This is a genomic window from Klebsiella quasipneumoniae subsp. quasipneumoniae, assembly GCF_020525925.1.
Taxonomy (GTDB): domain Bacteria; phylum Pseudomonadota; class Gammaproteobacteria; order Enterobacterales; family Enterobacteriaceae; genus Klebsiella; species Klebsiella quasipneumoniae.
Genome location: NZ_CP084876.1, coordinates 1573310 through 1592550 on the forward strand (window position 1 = coordinate 1573310; position 19241 = coordinate 1592550).

17 protein-coding genes are annotated in these 19241 nt (G+C 59.9%); 6 read left to right on the plus strand and 11 right to left on the minus strand.

The genetic code is table 11. The annotated features are described in order from the left end of the window. Positions 1-32 precede the first annotated feature (32 nt). Together yejM and LGM20_RS07735 are read right to left on the minus strand one after the other, a co-directional pair. Positions 33-1793, minus strand: coding sequence for an LPS biosynthesis-modulating metalloenzyme YejM (gene yejM, locus LGM20_RS07730; RefSeq protein ID WP_044524237.1), 1761 nt, complete (start codon positions 1791-1793; stop codon positions 33-35). Positions 1794-1811: 18 nt separating this feature from the next. Next, positions 1812-2039 (minus strand): YejL family protein, encoded by a 228-nt coding sequence (locus LGM20_RS07735; protein ID WP_004195346.1) that lies wholly within the window; start codon positions 2037-2039, stop codon positions 1812-1814. A gap of 186 nt (positions 2040-2225) precedes the next feature. On the opposite strand from LGM20_RS07735, the gene yejK reads away from it, so the two are divergent. Further along, complete coding sequence (yejK, locus tag LGM20_RS07740) at positions 2226-3233, plus strand: nucleoid-associated protein YejK (RefSeq protein WP_004144267.1); 1008 nt, start codon at positions 2226-2228, stop codon at positions 3231-3233. Between the two features lie 13 nt (positions 3234-3246). On the opposite strand, the gene LGM20_RS07745 is transcribed toward yejK, so the two are convergent. Next, on the minus strand, positions 3247-4014 hold the full coding sequence (locus LGM20_RS07745; protein ID WP_044524236.1) for a DeoR/GlpR family DNA-binding transcription regulator: 768 nt from the start codon (positions 4012-4014) through the stop codon (positions 3247-3249). 81 nt (positions 4015-4095) lie between these two features. On the opposite strand from LGM20_RS07745, the gene LGM20_RS07750 reads away from it, so the two are divergent. Next, a complete protein-coding gene (locus LGM20_RS07750) occupies positions 4096-4692 on the plus strand; it encodes an NUDIX domain-containing protein (RefSeq protein WP_032453543.1) in 597 nt (198 codons plus the stop codon). Between the two features lie 20 nt (positions 4693-4712). On the opposite strand, the gene LGM20_RS07755 is transcribed toward LGM20_RS07750, so the two are convergent. Beyond that, entirely contained in the window at positions 4713-5999 is a 1287-nt protein-coding gene (locus LGM20_RS07755; RefSeq protein ID WP_044524234.1) for a serine hydrolase domain-containing protein, read from the minus strand. 103 nt (positions 6000-6102) lie between these two features. On the opposite strand from LGM20_RS07755, the gene LGM20_RS07760 reads away from it, so the two are divergent. Then, entirely contained in the window at positions 6103-6990 is an 888-nt protein-coding gene (locus LGM20_RS07760) for a LysR family transcriptional regulator (RefSeq protein ID WP_044524233.1), read from the plus strand. A gap of 58 nt (positions 6991-7048) precedes the next feature. Here the strand turns inward: LGM20_RS07760 and rplY are convergent, their stop codons facing one another. Both rplY and LGM20_RS07770 read right to left on the minus strand, forming a co-directional pair. Further along, positions 7049-7333 (minus strand): 50S ribosomal protein L25, encoded by a 285-nt coding sequence (gene rplY, locus LGM20_RS07765; protein ID WP_044524232.1) that lies wholly within the window; start codon positions 7331-7333, stop codon positions 7049-7051. Positions 7334-7469: 136 nt separating this feature from the next. Beyond that, on the minus strand, positions 7470-9227 hold the full coding sequence (locus LGM20_RS07770; protein ID WP_044524231.1) for a DEAD/DEAH box helicase: 1758 nt from the start codon (positions 9225-9227) through the stop codon (positions 7470-7472). Positions 9228-9374: 147 nt separating this feature from the next. Here LGM20_RS07770 and rsuA point away from each other — a divergent pair, with 147 nt between their 5' ends. From rsuA to LGM20_RS07785, 3 genes are all read left to right on the plus strand, one after another. After that, complete coding sequence (gene rsuA / locus LGM20_RS07775; protein ID WP_044524230.1) at positions 9375-10094, plus strand: 16S rRNA pseudouridine(516) synthase RsuA; 720 nt, start codon at positions 9375-9377, stop codon at positions 10092-10094. Beyond that, positions 10091-11287 carry a Bcr/CflA family multidrug efflux MFS transporter gene (locus LGM20_RS07780; RefSeq protein WP_023290465.1) on the plus strand — a complete coding sequence of 399 codons (1197 nt, stop codon included), beginning with the start codon at positions 10091-10093 and terminating at the stop codon, positions 11285-11287. Before rsuA ends, LGM20_RS07780 begins: the two co-directional genes overlap by 4 nt. Before the next feature lie 330 nt (positions 11288-11617). After that, positions 11618-11962, plus strand: a complete 345-nt coding sequence (locus tag LGM20_RS07785; RefSeq protein WP_002912974.1) for a YejG family protein — start codon at positions 11618-11620, stop codon at positions 11960-11962. A gap of 3 nt (positions 11963-11965) precedes the next feature. On the opposite strand, the gene yejF is transcribed toward LGM20_RS07785, so the two are convergent. The 5 genes from yejF to LGM20_RS07810 all read right to left on the minus strand — a co-directional run bounded on the left by yejF (position 11966) and on the right by LGM20_RS07810 (position 19122). Further along, entirely contained in the window at positions 11966-13555 is a 1590-nt protein-coding gene (gene yejF, locus LGM20_RS07790; RefSeq protein WP_032453538.1) for a microcin C ABC transporter ATP-binding protein YejF, read from the minus strand. A 1-nt stretch (position 13556) separates the two neighbouring features. Further along, the gene (locus LGM20_RS07795) at positions 13557-14582 is read right to left on the minus strand and encodes a microcin C ABC transporter permease (protein ID WP_023290463.1); all 1026 of its coding nucleotides are present in this window, start codon (positions 14580-14582) and stop codon (positions 13557-13559) included. Next, the gene (locus LGM20_RS07800) at positions 14582-15676 is read right to left on the minus strand and encodes a microcin C ABC transporter permease YejB (RefSeq protein WP_023290462.1); all 1095 of its coding nucleotides are present in this window, start codon (positions 15674-15676) and stop codon (positions 14582-14584) included. The genes LGM20_RS07795 and LGM20_RS07800 overlap by 1 nt, the downstream gene beginning before the upstream one ends. A gap of 9 nt (positions 15677-15685) precedes the next feature. Next, a complete protein-coding gene (locus LGM20_RS07805) occupies positions 15686-17491 on the minus strand; it encodes an extracellular solute-binding protein (RefSeq protein WP_044524228.1) in 1806 nt (601 codons plus the stop codon). Positions 17492-17559: 68 nt separating this feature from the next. Beyond that, positions 17560-19122 (minus strand): cyclic di-GMP phosphodiesterase, encoded by a 1563-nt coding sequence (locus tag LGM20_RS07810; protein WP_044524227.1) that lies wholly within the window; start codon positions 19120-19122, stop codon positions 17560-17562. Positions 19123-19241: the final 119 nt, after the last annotated feature.

The following is a 19241-nucleotide window of genomic DNA, read 5'->3' on the forward strand; positions in this document are numbered from 1 at the left end:
GGGTCGCGCGCGATTGATTCATAATTAATCAATCAGTTAGCGATAAAGCGTTTTTCATCGGTCAGGACCTGCAGCAACAGGCTGAGCTGCGGTTTCTGATCTTTGATTTTCTCACCGTCGCGGCTCCAGGTGGTATAGGTGCCGTTATGGTTGAGGACCACGGTGATAGCCGGGGTGGTAATGGCCAGCGTATCGCCGTTGGCCGCGGTGACCCAGTTCCGACGCCGCGCGGCGCTGAACAGATCTTCCCCCTGCGAATACTCATTGGCCGGCGTCGACACGTGAAGCAGGCGCTGCATCAGCGTGGTCATCACATCTTTGTTATCGGTCAGGGTGGCAATTTCCTGGGCCGGCGTGCCCGGCCAGTGAATAATCAGCGGCACCTGCAGCTGCTCGCGCGACCAGTCGAACGGGTCGTGTTTGACGTTAAGCGGCTTGCCGTGGCCGCCGGTGATAATGACCACCGTATTATCGAGCTTGCCGCCTTCGCGCAGCGCGGTCAGCACCCGATCGATCTGGGCATCAACGTCGCCTGCCGCCTTGCTATAACGGCGGACAAAGCCCTGCTGCTGCGTATCGTCGAGGGTGGTGCCATTGAGCGAGACCCACGAGAACCAGCGATTCTCATCCTGCGCGTAACGGTCCAGCCAGCCGATCCACTGATTGGCGGTCTGCTCGTCGCTCTGGGTCTTCGCGCTCGGCAGCGAGAAGTCGGAGAGCAGCGCCTGGCGATACAGCGGGCTGCTAAACCCATCGGAAGAGAACAGGCCCAGCTGGTAGCCCTGCTGGTTGAGAGCGGTGATCAGCGCCGCGGGAATACGCGCCGAGAGGACACCGTCCATATAGCCTGGCGAAATGCCGTAGAACAGGCCAAACAGGCCGCTGTCGGCGGTATTGCCCGAGCTCATATGCTGGGTAAAGTTCACGTTTTCTTTGGCAAACGCCGCCAGCGCCGGCATCGTTTTTTCAAACCGCGAGTAGTTCAGGTTGTCGACGGTGATCAGTAGCACATTATAGCCCGCGCCGAGGTCGCGGTAGCGCAGGTTACTGAGCGGATACTGGACCGATACCGCCTCCGGCGCCCCTTGCTCCACCAGGCGACGCTGATAATCCTCGGCGTCGAGCAGGCCATGTTTCTCAAGGAAACGTCGGGCGGTCATCGGATAAGAAAGCGGTAGATTCGCTCGCTGCATGGTGATCGGGCGATAAAAATTGGCATCCGCCCAGATATAGACCAGGTGGCTGCTGATGAACGACAAAAAGAAGAACCAGGCGACCGGGCGGGCATAATGGCGGCGACGCGTCAGGCTGCGCAGTTTTTGCCAGCTCCAGGTGGCGAAGAGCATTTCAATCAAAAAGATGACCGGGACGCTGATAAACATCAGCTGCCAGTCGCGCGCCATCTCATTCTGGTCAGGGTTGATGACCAGCTCCCAGACCACCGGGTTTAAATGAAGATGAAAGCGGGTAAAGACCTCGCTGTCTATCAGCAGCAGCGTCATCCCGGCGGTGGCAAGGATCACCGACAGGAAGCGCATCAGGCGCTGCGAGACCACGATAAAGGTCAACGGAAAGAGGATCAGCACATAGCTGGTAAACACCAGGAAGCTGAAGTGCCCGACGAGACTGACGTACGAAAAGAGTCGTCCGGCAAGCGTCGTCGGCCAGTCGGCGACAAAAAGGTAGCGGCTGCCGAGCACCATGGCCAACAACATGTTGAACAGGGCGAACCAGTGCCCCCAGCTAACCATCTGGGAGACTTTTTCTCGGTAGGGCTGACGTAGAGTCACCATATACTGTTGCTGTTATCCTTAATGCGCTGGATCGTCGTTAATCGAAGATTGCAAAGCCTGCGCGAAAGAACGGGCGATGGCCTGACGCTGCGCCGGCGCGACGCTACTGTTGATCAGGTTGGTCACCATATTGCCTAACACCATCAGTGAAAGGTCAACCGGGGCTTTGTGTGATTCCAGGACGTTCGTCAGCTCGCTGAGCAACTGTTCGACCTGTTGATCGCTATAGCGGGAAATTTGCGGCATAAACTCAAAATCTGTTTGTTCGTGAAAGGGCAACATATTACCGTAGCAGCAGCTTTTTTTCCGCATTTTTTCGCCGCGGCGCAAAAGCGCACCGATCGTCAGTCATGACGTCGAAATGTGTGGCGCCAGTTGCGTCGGCAACCCGGCGGTGGTTGAATACCGCCCGGTCTAAAAGGAGAGTTTAACATGAGTCTGGATATCGACCAGATTGCCCTGCATCAGTTAATCAAACGTGATGAACAAAATCTGGAGCTGGTGCTGCGCGAGTCACTGCTGGAGCCGAACGCGACGGTCGTCGAGATGATGGCTGAACTGCACCGGGTTTATAGCGCCAAAAGCAAAGCCTATGGCTTGTTCAATGAAGAGAGCGAACTGGCGCAGGCGCTGCGCCTGCAGCGTCAGGGGGAAGAGGAGTTTCTGGCGTTCAGCCGCGCGGCGACCGGCCGCCTGCGCGATGAGCTGGCGAAATACCCGTTCGCCGAAGGGGGCATTGTCCTCTTCTGTCAGTATCGTTACCTGGCGGTCGAGTATCTGCTGGTGGCGGTGCTCAATAACCTGAGCAGCATGCGCGTCAACGAAGAGCTGGATATCCGCTCGACCCATTATCTGGATATTAACCATGCCGATATCGTCGCGCGCATCGATCTGACCGAGTGGGAAACCAATCCAGAGTCGACCCGCTACCTGACCTTCCTGAAAGGGCGGGTGGGGCGCAAAGTGGCCGATTTCTTCATGGATTTCCTCGGCGCCAGCGAAGGTCTCAACGCCAAAGCGCAGAACCGCGGCCTGCTGCAGGCGGTGGATGACTTTGCCGCCGACGCGCAGCTTGATAAATCCGAGCGACAGAATGTGCGTCAGCAGGTCTATGCTTACTGCAATGAACAGCTGCAGGCCGGGGAAGAGATTGAGCTGGAGTCGCTGTCCAAAGAGCTTGCCGGCGTCAGCGAAAAGAGCTTCCAGGAATTCACCGCCGAGCAGGGCTACGAGCTGGAAGAGAGCTTCCCGGCGGATCGCAGCACCTTACGTCAGCTGACCAAGTTTGCCGGCAGCGGCGGCGGTTTGACCATTAACTTCGACGCGATGCTGCTGGGCGAACGCGTATTCTGGGATCCCGCCACCGATACCCTGACCATTAAGGGCACCCCGCCGAACCTGCGCGACCAGCTGCAGCGCCGGACGTCCGGCGGCAACTAAGCGCCACGCCCCGTCAGCGCGACCGCTGAACGGGGACGATCTCCACGCCGCTCTGCACCAGCCGCTGGCGCAGCGCGGCGTCGGGCTCCCCATCGACGATAAGCGTACTGGCGAGGTTCAGCTCGCCGATGGCAAAGGCCGACGCGGCGTTGAGCTTTTCCCGGGAGGCCATCACCACGGTTTCCGCGGCCCTGGCCGCCAGCGCGCGCTTGATGCCTGCCTCTTCATAATCACCGGTGGTAAAACCCGCTCGCGGGTGGACGCCGGTCACCCCCATAAAGAACACATCGGCGTTGATCCGCGCCATTGCTTCCAGCGTTTCAGGGCCGACGGCGACAACCGAATGCTTAAACACTTTGCCGCCGAGCAGGATCACCTCGATTCGCGGGTGATCGACCAGCGCCACGGCGATGCCGGGGCTGTGAGTGACCACCGTGCAGCTGAGGTCGGCGGGTAATAAGCCGATCATCGCCGCGGTGGTGGTGCCGCCATCGACAATCACCACCTGTCCAGGCTGGATCAGGGCGGCGGCAGCGCGCGCTACCGCCTGTTTGGAGGCGATTTGCACGCTTTTGCGTGTTTCAATAGGGGCGATGGCGGCAGAGACGGGCAGCGCCCCGCCGTGGACCCGCTGCAGTTTTCCTTCCGCCGCCAGCTCGCGCAGATCGCGGCGAATGGAGTCCTCAGAGACGTTAAACCGTTGGCTCAGCTCCCCGGACATCACCTGTTTTTCCTCCGCAAGGATCTGCAGGATTTGCTGTTTTCGTTGACTGGCGAGCATGATTTTTCCTTCACGAGTGATCTTGTTTATGCACGATTATGCATGTTATGGTGCCTGCTGTCATCTGAAAGGGGATATAACATGCAAACTCACGCACCGCACGTCCGACACGTTCGCGAGACGCTGCTCTCTGATAACTGGTACACGCTGAAAAAATATACCTTTGAACTGCAGCGCCGGGACGGACGCTGGCAGGAGCAGAGCCGCGAGGCCTACGATCGCGGCAACGGCGCGGTCATTTTACTCTACAACCGGGAAAAGCGGACGGTGGTCCTGACCCGTCAGTTCCGTTTTCCGGTGTTTACTCACGGTCACGACGGATATCTCATTGAAGCGGCGGCAGGGCTGTTGGATAACGCCTCGCCGGAGGCGCGGATCGTAGCCGAAGCGGAAGAGGAGACCGGCTTTCGGGTGACGCGCATCGAGCCCCTCTTCACCGTCTTTATGAGCCCCGGATCTGTCACCGAAAAACTCTACTTTTTTATCGCCGAATATCAGGCCGATGACCGGCAGGGAGACGGCGGCGGGCTGGCGGCGGAAGGTGAGGACATTGAAGTGCTGGAGTGGCCCCTGGCGCGGGCGCTGCAGGCCATTCGCGATGGCGAGATCATGGATGCCAAAACCATTATCCTGCTGCAGCACCTGGCGCTGAATGCCGACACGCTCCTCGCCGGCTGAGCGGCAAGGAGCAGGGAGGGTTAACGCAGCTCGCGGGCAATGGCGCTGTACATCAGCGCCGCTTCCAACGGCTGGGCGTTAAAGGAGGGTTCCGCCTGCGGCCAGGTCGACCATTGGACGATCACCAGGTGTTCCGCGCGGTTCACCATGATCACCTGGCCGTAGATCCCCAGCGCCCACAGCGAGTCTTTCAGCCCTTCCTGCGGCGTCGGCTGGACGTTTTGCGCATTCGCCGGTATGGCGTTATTCCACCACTGATAGCCGTAGATACCTTGCGGATGCGCCGCCGAGACCGAGTTTAGCGCAGTGGTCCAGCTTGCGGCCTGATCGAACCAGCCCGCCGGCACCAGCTGTTTGCCGTTGCTTAACCGACCATCGCGGGCGACGAATTCGCCGAAGCGGCCCCAGTCTTCAAGGGTGGCGTTAAAGCCGTGGGCGCCGACATCGTGCTTCCCTTGCTGATAAGCATGCCATACGCCGTCGTGGGCCATCCCGACGGGCCGCCACAGCGACTGCTCAAGCCAGGCGGCCAGCGACATGCCGGTGGCGCGCTCCAGGATATCGCCCAGCAGCCAGGCGCCGCCGGAAGAGTAGGACCACTGCTCGCCCGCCGGATGTTTGCGCGCCAGGCCGGTGACGATCTTGCGCACGCAGGCATAGGCCCCGGGCTGCGCCTCGCACTGGGTCAGGCGGGCGAAGTGCGACTGCGGGTCGGTGTAGTCTTCATTCCATTCCACACCGCTGGTGTGCTGCATCAACTGCTTCAGCGTCACGCCGTCCCAGGCGGTGCCTTTCAGTTCGGGTTCATAAACGGTAATCAGATCATCGAGGGAGTGGATCTTACCCTGCTGAATGGCGATGCCCACCAGCGTTGAGACCACCGATTTTCCCACCGAGCGTGAGGTCCACAGGGTGGTATCGGTGTTGCCGTCGCCAAGATATTTCCAGGCGACTTTGCCGTCTTTCAGCACCAGCATACCGCTGACGTTCTCGCGCTTCAGGTAATCCTGCAGGGTCCAGGTGTGGCCGTTAAGGGTATAGCGGGCATCGGTCAATTGTTTTTCAGCGCGTTCCAGCGGCGCCGAGGCGCCGTGGCGGAAAACATCGCCGGCATAGTTGCGATAGTCATTTCGAAAGCCAATCACGCGTGAAGTCTGATCCCAGCTGAGCATATCTTTGGCGGCGGGTAGCGTTTGGTCGTAAGGCGTTGGGCAGACATCCAGCGTCAGGTCGCCGCAGCGTTGTGCCATTGCCGCGGCCGGCAGCGCCGCCAGGATTAACGCCAGGGCCAGTGGTTTTCTTATCATCTTCCTTTCCTCGTTTGCCATAGATTCGCATCGCAGTATATAAATCGGCGCGCGGCGGCTAAAATCAGCAAAGGGGGGATTTTCCCCCGAAAGGGAGAGAAGGATGAAAACCCTGCAGTATTCTTTCGCGCAGATTGAAGCATTCGCCACCATCGCCGAGACCGGCAGCCTGTCGCGGGCGGCTATTCGGTTAGGTAAAGACCGAACCACGCTGCGCGATCTGCTGGACTATCTGGAAGATGCGCTGGGCTATCGGCTGTTCAGCCGGGAAGGGCGTACCCTGACCTTAACCGCCGAAGGGGAGCAGCTTTTTCGTCAGGCGCATCTGCTGTTGCGTCAGGCGCAGGCTTTCGAGTCTTTTGCGCAAACGCTGCCGCAAACCGCCGGGCAGGCGCTGCGTCTGGTGTACGATCCCTTTATCCCACGTGATTTTCTCTGCGCGCTGGCCGATACGCTGGCCCGGCGGCAGATCCGGTTAAGCTGCTGGAGCGCCTCACGGGGCGAAGCCGAGCAGGCGCTGAGCGATGGCGTGGCGGATATGGCGATGTGCCAGGCCAACAACCGCACGCTGGGCAGCGAAATGGAGTGGCGGGCGCTCGGCACCGTGGATCTGCGTTTCTACGCGGCGGACCGCCTGTTCCGGGATGCGGCGCGGCCGCTGACGCTGCTGAATCTGTCGTTGACGCCGCAGCTGGTGATGCACCGGCGCAGCGACGATCAGATTGCCCGCCGGCTGCAGATCTCCGGCCATACGCTGTATATGAACGAAATTACCCTGCTGCGCCATGCGATGGAGCAGGGGCGGGGCTGGGGGTTTTTACCGGACCATTTGCGGCCAGGCGAGTGGCAGGGAGTCGGTGAAATCGCGACGGAGGTCGGCAGTCAGGGGCTGAACGTCACCATGGTGATGCTCTGGCTGCCCGGAATGAATAAGCACCGGCTGCTGAGCGACATCGTGGACGAGGCGCCGGCGCTTTGGCGGCGCGGATAACAAAACGCCCCGGAGCCGAAGACCCCGGGGCGCTTGCCATACAACTTGCTATCGGCGATTACGCGCGAACGAAGTCGATGTGAGTCAGTTTCGGCTTGAACGCGTGGCGCTGAACAGCCTGAACTTTGACTTTTTCTTCTTTGCCATCAACAACGACGGTCAGAACTTCGCCGTAAAACTCAGCTTTGCCCTGCATGTTCCATACTTTGTCGTGGTCCAGTTCGATAGCAACCGGAGCAGCTTCGCCACCGTAGATGATTGCCGGGAACTTGTTAGCTGCGCGCAGGCGGCGGCTCGCACCCTTACCCTGCTCTTTACGTACTTCTGCGTTGATAGTAAACATTCATGTCTCTCTATATATAAAGCCTGCTACAGGCGACCCAGCAACAGGCGGATTATCTGCTTTGCGAATGCAAAAGCGGGCGGCATTATAGCCGCCAAACGACACACGGGCAATCAAAACCTCAGCTTTCGGGTGATTAACGCAGCTCGTTGGCGCGGCGAAAACGCCCCTGATAATCGAACACTTTTTCCCGCACCTGCCAGTACTGGCCTTTCATGCGGGCGACGACAAAGTCCGGATGGCGCAGCAGCGCCTGCTGGGCCACGATATCCGCCGGCGTTATCCAGCGCAGCGGCACTCCAGGCGTGCGGGTATGCGGGCGGATAAACAACTGCTCAAAGGCGGTACGCTGGGCGGGCGTTTGCAGACGGAAGCGCTCACTGACGTCGGCGCCGTCCTCATCGTAGTAGGTGATTTTCAGCCACGGGCCTTTCTCGTCGCTACCGTGCTGCAGGGCCATGCCGCTGCAGCGCAGCACCAGCGCGTCCTTCAGCTTCAGCGCCGCCTTCAGCATGTCGTCCGGGTCAACCAGAATGGTGTCGCACTCCCGGCAGCGGCGGGCGGCGATATCGTTTTCCGCGTTGCACTGCGGGCAGTTTTTGAAACGAAAGCGGAAGTCGCACTGTTCGCGGTGGCCGTCGTCATCTTCGAACCACCCCTGGCAGCGGCGGCCAAAATGCTCAATCAAGGTGCCGTCGGCGGTGGTTTTGCCCCAGAAGGTGTTGGCGAAGCCGCAGGCCGGGCAGAAGACCTGCACCGGCACGTTGTCGCTTTTGCCCTTCGGCGTCCCCACTTCCGGGGCGTACAGGTCGTGCGGGTTGCCGGCGTAGTCGAGGATCAGACAGTCGGTTTTTCCCGGCGCCAGGCGCAGGCCGCGGCCAACGATCTGTTGGTAAAGACTCACCGACTCGGTGGGGCGGAGGATGGCGATCAGGTCGACGTGCGGGGCGTCGAAGCCGGTGGTTAGCACCGCGACGTTCACCAGATAGCGATACGCCTGCGCTTTAAACGCCTCGATGATGCGATCTCGCTCCGGACCCGGGGTTTCCCCGGTGATCAGCGCCGCCTGGCCTGCCGGCAGCAGGCCGGTCACTTCCCGGGCGTGCTCCACGGTGGCGGCGAAGATCATCACCCCTTTGCGGCTTGCGGCGAACTCCACGATCTGGCTGACGATATGCGGTGTAATGCGCTGCTGTTTTTTCAGTTCGTGATTAAGATCGGCCTCGCTGAACAGGCCGTTGCTTTGCGCCTGCAGGCGGCTGAAATCGTACTGTACCACCGGCATATCGAGGCGTTCCGGCGGCGTCAGGTAGCCGTGCTTAATCATATAGCGCAGCGGCAGCTCATAGATGCAGTCGCGGAACAGCGCTTTTTCATCGCCACGCACCATCCCGTGGTAGTGGAACTGATAGATCCACCCCTTGCCGAGGCGGAACGGGGTCGCCGTCAGGCCGAGCAGCCGGAGCTGCGGGTTGACCTGCCGCAGGTGGCTGATGATCTGCTGATACTGGCTGTCGTCATCATCGCTGATGCGGTGGCATTCATCGACGATCAGCAGCGAAAACTCGCTGCGAAATTGCGCCAGATTACGCGCCACCGACTGGACGCTGCCGAACACCACTTTGCCGTGGCTCTCTTTACGCTGCAGTCCGGCGGCAAAGATATCCGCCTCGAGGCCAAGGGTGCAGTATTTAGCATGATTCTGCGCCACCAGCTCTTTGACGTGGGCCAGCACCAGCACGCGGCCGCGGGCCAGTCGGGCAAGCTCGGCGATCACCAGGCTTTTGCCCGCGCCGGTGGGCAGGACAATCGCCGCCGGCTCGGTATGGCGACGAAACCAGGCGAGGGTGGCATCGACGGCTTCTTGTTGGTAGGGACGTAATGTAAAAGTCATGAATTCACGGGGCTAATTAACTCGCGAATAGTATGCCATGAATCTTTTCCCTTGAGTGGTGTTAAGAGCCCGTTATACTAGCCAGTGAATTTCTTCTTTTTCGGGCGATTTGCCCGCTCCAGCACTTTGACAGGCTAAAAAAATCTCATGCGACTTGATAAGTTTATCGCTCAGCAGCTTGGCGTCAGCCGGGCTATTGCCGGGCGTGAAATCCGCGGCAGCCGCGTTACCGTGGACGGCGACATTGTAAAAGATGCTTCCTTTAAGCTTCAGCCGGAGCACGAGGTGGAGTATGACGGGAACACGCTGACCCAGCAGAACGGCCTGCGCTATTTTATGCTCAACAAGCCGCAGGGGTACGTCTGTTCCACCGACGATCCCGATCATCCGACTATCCTCTATTTCCTCGACGAGCCGGTGGCGCATAAGCTGCATGCCGCCGGTCGGCTGGATATCGACACCACCGGACTGGTGCTGATGACCGATGACGGCCAATGGTCGCACCGCATTACCTCGCCGCGACACCACTGTGAAAAAACCTATCTGGTGGCGCTGGAAAGCCCGCTGGCGGAAGGGACCGCGGAGCTGTTTGCCAAAGGCGTCCAGCTGCATAACGAAAAAGATCTCACCAAACCGGCGGTGCTGGAAGTTATCACTCCGACCGAAGTGCGCCTCACCATTAGCGAAGGCCGCTACCATCAGGTGAAACGCATGTTCGCCGCCGTGGGCAACCACGTGGTTGGCCTGCATCGGGAACGCATCGGCGACATCCTGCTGGATGAATCTCTGGCGCCGGGTGAATATCGTCCGCTGACGGAAGCGGAAATCGCCAGCGTGGGCGCTCCGCAGCCACGGAGCAAAACGTGACGCTGAAGCAAAATTCGTCTCTGGGGATTGTCTTTATCCTTGGCCTGCTGGCCATGCTGATGCCGCTGTCGATCGATATGTATCTCCCGGCCCTGCCGGTGATCGCTGCCCAGTACCACGTGCCGGACGGCAGCGCGCAGATGACCCTCAGCACCTATATCCTCGGCTTTGCGCTGGGGCAGCTGCTGTACGGTCCAATGGCCGACAGCCTCGGCCGCAAGCCGGTGATCCTCGGCGGAACGCTGGTCTTCGCCGCGGCGGCGGTGGCCTGCGCCCTGTCGCAGACCATTGAGATGCTGATCGCCATGCGCTTCTTCCATGGTCTGGCGGCTGCGGCGGCCAGCGTGGTGATCAACGCCCTGATGCGCGATATCTATCCGAAAGATGAGTTTTCGCGGATGATGTCGTTTGTCATGCTGGTGACGACCATTGCGCCGCTGGTGGCGCCGATGGTCGGCGGGGCGGTGCTGGTCTGGTTCAGCTGGCATGCCATCTTCTGGATCCTCGCCCTGGCGGCCCTGCTGGCGTCGCTGATGATCGGCCTGTTTATCCGCGAAACGCTGCCGGCTGAAAGGCGTCAGCCGTTCCACCTGCGCACCACGATGGGTAACTTTGCCACCCTGTTCCGCCATAAGCGGGTCCTGAGCTATATGCTGGCGAGCGGGTTTAGCTTCGCGGGCATGTTCTCTTTCCTTAGCGCCGGGCCTTTCGTCTATATCAATATTAACCACGTCGCGCCTCAGCACTTTGGCTACTATTTTGCGCTGAACATTGTCTTTCTGTTCCTGATGACCATGTTCAACAGCCGGTTTGTGCGGCGGGTAGGGGCGTTGCGCATGTTCCGCGCCGGGCTGTGGATCCAGTTTGCCATGGCGGTGTGGATGGTGGTTTGCGCGCTGCTCGATGTCGGCTTTTGGTCGCTGGTCATCGGCGTGGCGGCCTTCGTTGGCTGCGTATCGATGGTGTCGTCGAACGCTATGGCGGTGATCCTCGATGAGTTTCCGCATATGGCGGGCACCGCTTCGTCGCTGGCGGGGACTTTCCGCTTTGGTATCGGGGCGATTATCGGCGCGCTGCTGTCGATGGCCACCTTTACCACCGCCTGGCCGATGTTAATCTCCATCGCCTTCTGCGCCACCAGCTCTATTTTCTTCTCCCTTTACGCTTCCCGCCGGCGAAAAATCGCACGCTAGGTCACATTTTCAGGGGCGAAATCGCCCCTTTCTTGATGCACGTCAACCGCAATGGGCTTCAGGGTTCTGCGATTTGTTTCCTTTATGTAAAATCAATTAGTGTAAAAAGTCGCATTGTTGCGATAAAAAAGTTGTTTTGGATCACAGAAACGGGTACATATAGCGCCAATCGGCTTGCCGGGTGAAAAAATAACACGCTGGAATATAAGCGCTTAACCCTGGGCCGCCGCGGCTGTAAACGTTTTCTGCGTCTGAGCAGGACTATTTGTCAACAGTGTGTTAATATTGATGTAAATTTATTGTGAAGCCTTTTGCTTCCGGGGAAACCACGTGAATACACAACAACTCTCTATCGTACACCGTCTGCCGCAGAGCTATCGCTGGCTGGCCGGTTTTGCGGGTTCCAGAGTTGAACCGATTCCGCAAAACGGCGCGCAGAACGAAAACAGTCTCGTCGCCCTGAAGTTGCTGAGTCCGGACGGTGAAAAAGCCTGGCCGGTGATGCATAAGCTCAGCCAGGCGTTAAGCGACATCGAAGTCGACTGTTCCGTTCTGGAGTGCGAAGGCGAGCCCTGCCTGTTCGTTAATCTGCAGGATGAGTTTGCCGCCACCTGTCGTCTGAAAAACTTTGGCGTGGCGATCGCCGAGCCCTTCTCCGGCAATAACCCTTTCTGACCGTCAGCTTAGCGCCAGCAGCTGGCGGGTATACTCATGCCGGGGCGCGCTGAAGACGGACTGGCACTCGCCCTGTTCGACCACCACTCCCTGCCGCAGCACCATCACCTGGTGACACAGCGCGCGCACCACGCCTAAATCATGGCTGATAAAAATATAGGCCAGCTGATGCTTCAGCTGTAACGCTTTCAGCAGATTCAGGATCTGCGCCTGAACGGTTTTATCCAGCGAGGAGGTCGGCTCGTCAAGGACGATCAGCTGCGGCTTGACGATTAACGCTCTGGCGATGGCGATACGCTGGCGCTGGCCGCCGGAGAAAGCCGCCGGGTAGCGCTGGCGGCTGGCCGGGTCGAGGCCGACCTCCTGCATGGCAAGGATCACCGCCTGTTCGCGTTCAGCCGCCGTCAGCGTCGGCTGGTGGACGCGCAGGCCCTCCTCAATGATCTGCTGCGCCGTCAGGCGCGGATTGAGCGACGAGTTCGGATCCTGAAAAACCACCTGCATCTGTCGGCGCAGCGGCAGCAGCTGTCGGCGACCGCGTCCCTGAATCGGCTGGCCGGCAAAGGTTATCTTGCCCTCGGAGGGGATCAGGCGCAGCAGCGCAAGACCGGTCGTGCTTTTGCCGGAACCCGATTCTCCCACCAGACCCAGCGTCTCGCCGGCCCGTAGCTGGAAATGGAGATCATTGACCACCCGATGGTGATCGACCACCCGACGCAGGATCCCCCGACGAATGGGGAACGCCACCTGTAACGCCTCCGCCTGCAGCAGCACCGGGGCATCGGCGGCCAGCGGCACCGGCTCGCCGTCCGGTTCGCTATCCAGCAGGCGTTGGGTGTAAGGATGGGCCGGCGCGCTAAACAGCGCCCGACAGTGATTGTGCTCCACGCAGCGGCCGTTCTGCATCACCGCCACCCGGTCAGCCAGCTGGCGGACGATGCTCAGGTTATGGGTGATAAACAGCAACCCCATGTTCAGCTCCCGCTTTAGCTCGCGCAGCAGCTGCAGAATTTGCGCCTGCACTGACACATCGAGGGCGGTGGTCGGCTCGTCGGCGATCAACAGCTCCGGGCGCGTCAGCAGCGCCATGGCGATCATCACCCGCTGGCGCTCGCCGCCCGAGAGCTGGTGCGGATAGTCCGCCAGCCGCCGCGGCGCCTGACGGATCCCGACGCGCTCCAGGCAGTCGAGGATCTCCCCGCGCGCCGCCTCTTTGCGCATTCCCCGGTGTAACGACAGCACCTCGTAGAGCTGTTTTTCCAGGGTATGGAGGGGATTGAGCGACACCATCGGCTCCTGAAAGATCATCGCGATCCGGTTGCCGCGCACGCCGCGCAGGGTCGCCTCATCCGCATGCAGCAGCGACTGGCCATGAAAACGGATATCGCCGCTGGGGTAGCTGGCCGGCGGGGTAGGGAGCAGCCGCAGCACCGACAGGGCGGAGATGCTCTTACCGGAGCCGGATTCCCCCACCAGGGCCAGCGTTTCGCCGGCCGCCACCTCGAGCGACAGATTATGCACGACGGTCTGCGTCTCCCCCTGCTGGCGAAAGGCGATAGAGAGATTGTCGATAGCTAACAGCGGGTGGGTCATATTATACCGCCTTACTGGGGTCAAAGGCGTCGCGCACCGCTTCACCGATGAAAATCAGCAGCGTCAGCAGCACGGCGACAGAGAGAAACGCGGCAATGCCCAGCCAGGGCGCCTGCAGGTTGTTTTTGCCCTGCAGGAGCAGCTCGCCGAGGGAGGGCGAGCCGAGCGGCAGGCCGAAGCCGAGAAAATCCAGCGACGTCAGGGTGGTAATAGAGCTGCAGAGAATAAAAGGCAGGAAGGTGAGGGTCGCCACCATCGCGTTGGGCAGCATATGCCGCAGGATGATCTGCCGGTCGCTGACCCCTAACGCCTGCGCCGCCCGGATATAGTCGTAGTTGCGGGTGCGGAGAAATTCAGCGCGCACCACGCCCACCAGCGTCATCCAGCCAAACAGGACGGTGATCGCCAGCAGCCACCAGAAGCCCGGCTGCACGACGCTGGAGAGCAGGATGATCAGAAACAGCGTCGGCATACCGGACCAGACTTCGATAAAACGCTGCCCCCAGAGGTCGATTTTACCGCCGTAATAACCTTGTATCGCACCGGCCAGCACCCCCAGCACGCTGGAGAACAGCGTCAGCAGCAGACCAAACAGTACCGAGATGCGCGTCCCATAAAGGATCCGCGCCAGCACATCGCCGCCGTTGGCGTCGGTGCCGAGCCAGTTGCTGGCCGAGGGCGGCGATGGAAAAGGAACCGTGCTGGCAAAATTGATCGTCGTCGCGCCGAAGCGCACCGGCGGCCAAAGCGCCCAGCCGTGGCTGGCCAGCTGCTGCTGCAGCCAGGGATCCTGATAGTCGGCGGCGGTGGCGAATGCGCCGCCGAAGGTCTGCTCGGTATAGTTTTTTAACACCGGGACGTACAGCTGGCCCCGGTACTGCACCAGCAGCGGCCGATCGTTGGCCAGCAGCTCAGCCCCCAGGCTGCAGAGGAAGAGGATTAAAAACAGCCACAGCGACCAGTAACCGCGACGGTTGTGGCGAAAGCGCGCCCAGCGGGCCTGATTAACGGGACTGAAGAACGACATTAGCGGCCCTCAAAATCAATACGCGGGTCGACCAGCGTATAGCTGATATCGCTGACGATATTCAACAGCAGGCCGATCAGGGTGAAAATATAGAGCGTGCCGAACATCACCGGATAGTCGCGGGAGACCGTCGCTTCATAGCCCAGTAGCCCCAGACCATTCAGGGAGAACATCACTTCGATCAGCAGCGAGCCGGTAAAGAACATACTGATAAAGGTGGCCGGGAAACCGGCGATCACCAGCAGCATGGCGTTGCGGAACACATGTCCCCAGAGGATCTGTTTCTCACCGACGCCTTTGGCGCGGGCGGTGACCACATACTGTTTGCGGATCTCGTCAAGGAAGCTGTTTTTAGTCAGCATGGTCAGGGCGGCAAAGCCGCCGATCACCGTCGCCAGCACCGGCAGGGTGATGTGCCACAGATAGTCGAGGATCTTTTCATACCACGGGAGGGTGTCGAAGTTTGGCGAGACCAGACCGCGTAGCGGGAAGAGGTCGAAATAGCTGCCGCCGGCGAAAATCACGATCAGCAGGATGGCGAACAGAAAGGCGGGGATCGCATAGCCAACGATAATCAGCGTACTGCTCCAGATGTCAAAGCGGCTGCCGTTGCTGACGGCTTTGCGGATGCCCAGCGGAATGGAGACCAGATAGATGATCAGCGTGCTCCACAGCCCGAGGCTCACCGAGACCGGCAGGCTGTCTTTAATCAGCTGCAGCACGGAGGCGCTGCGAAACAGGCTGTCGCCAAAATCAAAGCGCAGATAATCGCCCAGCATCTTCAGGTAGCGCTCGTGCAGCGGTTTGTCGAAGCCGTAGCGGTGGGTGATCTCGGCGATGACTTCCGGATCGAGGCCGCGCCCCCCGCGATAGTGACCCTCGCTGATATTGCCGGCGCCGGTGCGGGCATGGCTGGCGCCCATCCCGCCGTCGCCGGCGCCTGGCATTCCGCCGTGCTGACCAAATTCGATGGCGGCGATGGCCTGGTCGACCGGGCCGCCGGGAGCGATCTGTACAATAAAAAAGTTAATGGTAATGATGGCCCACAGGGTGGGGATCACTAACAGCAAACGGCGGATCAGGTAGCTGCCCATGGTATGTCCTTAGCGTCTGTCCGCGGGGAGGGTGGCCGCTTTGTTCGCGTCATACCACCAGGTATCAAGGCCGGACGAATAAATGGGGCGGGTTTGGGGGAACGAGAATTTATTCCACCACGCGGTGCGGTCCTGCGCCATATACCACATCGGCAACATGTAGTGGTTCCAGGTGAGGACGCGGTCCAGCGCCCGGCCAAGCGGGATCAGCTTCTGCTTATTACCCTGCCACTGCAGGATCTGCGCAATCAGTTTATCCACCACCGGACTTTGCACCCCCGGCGCGTTGTAGCTGGAGTGAATATAGTCCGACGCCCAGGAGATTTGCAGGTCAGTGCCCGGCCAGGGCATGGCGCGCCACAGGCTCGGCATCATGTCGTAATCGCGGCTGCGGCGGCGGTTGCTGTACTGCGAGTTATCCACCTGACGAATATCCATGACGATCCCCAGGCGCTGCAGGTTGTGCTGAAACGGCAGCACCCAGCGGTCATTGCTTCCGGCCGGCATCAGCAGTTCAAAGCGCAGCGGCTTGCCGGTGGCGGCGTTAACCCGGCGCTGGTTCTTCACCGTCCAGCCCGCCGCGTTAAGCAGGGCGTCGGCTTGGAGTAAGTTGGCGCGGTCGAAGCCATCGCCGCGGGAGACCGGCGGCTGGTAAACCTGGCTGAAGAGCTCGGGGGGCAGTTCGTTTTTCATCGGCGTCAGCAGGGCCAGCTCGGCCGCGTCGGGCAGGCTGCGGGCGGCATATTCGGTGTTCTGGAAATAGCTGTTGGCGCGCTGATACGCGCTGTAAAACAGCGCCTTGTTCATCCATTCAAAATCAAACGCCAGGGTAATGGCCTCCCGCACCCGGCGATCGGCGAATACCGGGCGCTGAATATTGAACGCCAGCCACTGGGTATCCTGCGCCGAGGTGTTGGCATACTCCTCTTTAATGATGTAGCCGCGGCTGAAGTTGCGGCCGACGTAGCGGGTGGCCCAGTTTTTGGCGACCGTCTCTTCCCGGCGGTCGACGGCCCCGGCTTTAAAGGCTTCGAAAGCGACGTTGTCGTCAAGATAATAGTCATAGCGCAGCGTATCGAAGTTCCAGCGACCGCGGTTGACCGGCAGGTCGGCCGCCCAGTAGTCGGCGACCCGGGAATAGGTAATATACTGTCCCATCCGCCAGGCGCTGATGCGGTAGGGCCCGCTGGCCAGCGGCGGCTTTGACAGCGGGTCGCTGAGTTTGTGATGACGCCAGAACGCCTCGGGCATCACCGGCAGGCTCAGCAGGCTCAGCATGTTCTCTTTACCGGGCTGGCCGAGGTCGATACGCACGGTCAACGGCGCGATGGCCTTCACGGTGGTGCCTTTATAAAAGAGGCGGAACTGCGGCACCCCTTCGGTCATAAACTTATTGAAGGTAAAAGCGACATCGCGGGCGGTGATTGGCGTGCCGTCGTGAAAACGGGCGCGCGGGTTGAGGGCGATCTCCATCCATGAATAGTCCCCGGCGTAGCGCGCCCGTTCGGCAATCAGCGGATAGTAGCTGCCGGGCTCATCATCCGAGGTGGTGAACAGGGGATCGTAGAGCGCCTCAGTGCGTACCGCCGGATTGCCGCGCAGCGCGTAGCGGTTGAAGTTGTCAAAGGTGCCAATCGCCGCCAGGGTGAGGGTGCCGCCTTTCGGCGCCTGTGGATTAACATAATCAAAATGGCTGAAATCGGCGGCGTATTTGGGTTCGCCGATAATCGCGAAGGCGACGCTTTCCTGAATGGATTGCGCTTTAGCGCTCAGGCTAAACAGAGCAAGCAGAAGCAGAAAAAGTCGCGCATACATAGGCGGCAGAATACCCTGTCATAGCCGGCCCCCGTGGCCGACTTCTGTTCCCGCATCATAAGTGAGACTTAACGCGTTGTGAAATAATTCGCGGGTTCATCGTGCGCGGCCACTAGCGCCGCCAGCGACAGCGGCCGGCTGATCCAGTACCCCTGCAGGAAATGCACTCCCTGAGCGCGGAGCCACTCCGCCTGCTCCTGGGTCTCCACCCCTTCGGCAACGGTCATCAATTTCAGCCGACGGCTGAGGGTCAGCACCGCATCCAGCACTGGCGAGGTGACGGTTTCGGTGCCGATCGCCTGCACAAAGCCGCGATCGATCTTCAGATAATCGAAGTTATAGCGTTCGAGATAGATCAACGCGCTATGCCCGGTGCCAAAATCATCGATCGCGATTTCAAAACCGTGCTGGTGCAGCCAGGCGAAGTTAGCGACCGATTTTTCTTTGTCAATCATCGCCCGCTCTGTGACCTCCAGCACCACGTGAAAATGGCTGGCGGGCAGCGCGGCGGCGAAGCGCAGCATATCGTCGCGGAAGCTGTCGGCCTGAAGATGGGCGGGGGAAATATTGAGCCCCAGCTTGACGCCGTGCGGCAGAATACGCTTCAGCGCCGGCGCGTCGCGGGCGATCAGCGCCAGCAGGTGATCGGTCAGCGGCACGATCATCTGCTGGGTTTCCGCGAGGTTAATAAAGACGTCAGGAGGAATTTCGCCCACCACCGGATGGCGCCAGCGCATCAGGACCTCCACGCCGCTGATACGCAGAGTCTGGGCATTCACCACCGGCTGATAGACGACGTAGAACTGGTTGTTTTTGATCCCCAGCAGGATGGATTTTCGCGGATCGGATTTGATCGACAGCACGTAATAGCAGAGCAGCCCCGCCAGCAGGCCGCACACCACCCCGAGCAGCAGAGCAAACTGCGTATTTTCCGCCAGCCAGCTGTTGGCATACAGGTAGACCTTGAGGGGGAAACCGTCGATCTGCACTTCGCGGATAGGCACGTTATGCAGCGTTTGCGGATCCACCAGCCGGTTACTGAAGGTGGAGATAGCGGTGTGGCCGATGACCAGCGCAATACCGCTGAAATCATTCTGCCGTGCGGAATAGAGGATATACGGCGTGAGATTGGCGTTAATCGACACGAAAATGCCGCTGTTTTCATCACCGGGTTTGCCTACCCATAGCGCCAGCGCCGCGCTCTTCGGCATCATCGGCGTGCCTGGCAAAATCGCCATATCAAGGGGTTTGCGGATATCAATGGCCGGGATCAGCTGGGTGAGGGGGGTATTCATGGCGCCGGTTGCCGAGGAGCAAAAGGCCACGCCGTTTTTGACCAGCAGGAAAGCGCGGACGTTAGGGCTGAACGCGGCGTGGGAGGTGAGCCCGGAGTCAATATTCTCGCAGGGCTGCTCCACCAGCGGCTGCAGGCCGTCAATGGTCTGGCGCAGGTCGTGAAAATAGCTTTTCAGATAGGTATTAACATTGTTGATAATGGCGTCGAAACGCTCGGCCCGGTTATGGTAAATCACCATAAACTGAATGCTGCCAGCCAGTAGCGCGACGATAATGCCCACGCACAGGCTGGTTAGCCAGGTTTTACGCTGGGGCGAAAAGTAGCGAGTCAGCATAGCTATAGTCTTTCCGTGTTATTGATGCGCAGCAACGGGTTGTCAGTCGTCGTTTTTCTCATTCCCACTTAAAAGACATAGCTTATTTTGCGTCGTTCAGAATCAGGTGGCAAAAAAAA

Bases quoted from the DNA above. Each gene is read 5' to 3' on its own strand.
- yejM (WP_044524237.1), bottom strand. From the start codon at position 1,793: ATGGTGACTCTACGTCAGCCCTACCGAGAAAAAGTCTCCCAGATGGTT.
- LGM20_RS07735 (WP_004195346.1), bottom strand. From the start codon at position 2,039: ATGCCGCAAATTTCCCGCTATAGCGATCAACAGGTCGAACAGTTGCTC.
- yejK (WP_004144267.1), top strand. From the start codon at position 2,226: ATGAGTCTGGATATCGACCAGATTGCCCTGCATCAGTTAATCAAACGT.
- LGM20_RS07745 (WP_044524236.1), bottom strand. From the start codon at position 4,014: ATGCTCGCCAGTCAACGAAAACAGCAAATCCTGCAGATCCTTGCGGAG.
- LGM20_RS07750 (WP_032453543.1), top strand. From the start codon at position 4,096: ATGCAAACTCACGCACCGCACGTCCGACACGTTCGCGAGACGCTGCTC.
- LGM20_RS07755 (WP_044524234.1), bottom strand. From the start codon at position 5,999: ATGATAAGAAAACCACTGGCCCTGGCGTTAATCCTGGCGGCGCTGCCG.
- LGM20_RS07760 (WP_044524233.1), top strand. From the start codon at position 6,103: ATGAAAACCCTGCAGTATTCTTTCGCGCAGATTGAAGCATTCGCCACC.
- rplY (WP_044524232.1), bottom strand. From the start codon at position 7,333: ATGTTTACTATCAACGCAGAAGTACGTAAAGAGCAGGGTAAGGGTGCG.
- LGM20_RS07770 (WP_044524231.1), bottom strand. From the start codon at position 9,227: ATGACTTTTACATTACGTCCCTACCAACAAGAAGCCGTCGATGCCACC.
- rsuA (WP_044524230.1), top strand. From the start codon at position 9,375: ATGCGACTTGATAAGTTTATCGCTCAGCAGCTTGGCGTCAGCCGGGCT.
- yejF (WP_032453538.1), bottom strand. From the start codon at position 13,555: ATGACCCACCCGCTGTTAGCTATCGACAATCTCTCTATCGCCTTTCGC.
- LGM20_RS07795 (WP_023290463.1), bottom strand. From the start codon at position 14,582: ATGTCGTTCTTCAGTCCCGTTAATCAGGCCCGCTGGGCGCGCTTTCGC.
- LGM20_RS07800 (WP_023290462.1), bottom strand. From the start codon at position 15,676: ATGGGCAGCTACCTGATCCGCCGTTTGCTGTTAGTGATCCCCACCCTG.
- LGM20_RS07805 (WP_044524228.1), bottom strand. From the start codon at position 17,491: ATGTATGCGCGACTTTTTCTGCTTCTGCTTGCTCTGTTTAGCCTGAGC.
- LGM20_RS07810 (WP_044524227.1), bottom strand. From the start codon at position 19,122: ATGCTGACTCGCTACTTTTCGCCCCAGCGTAAAACCTGGCTAACCAGC.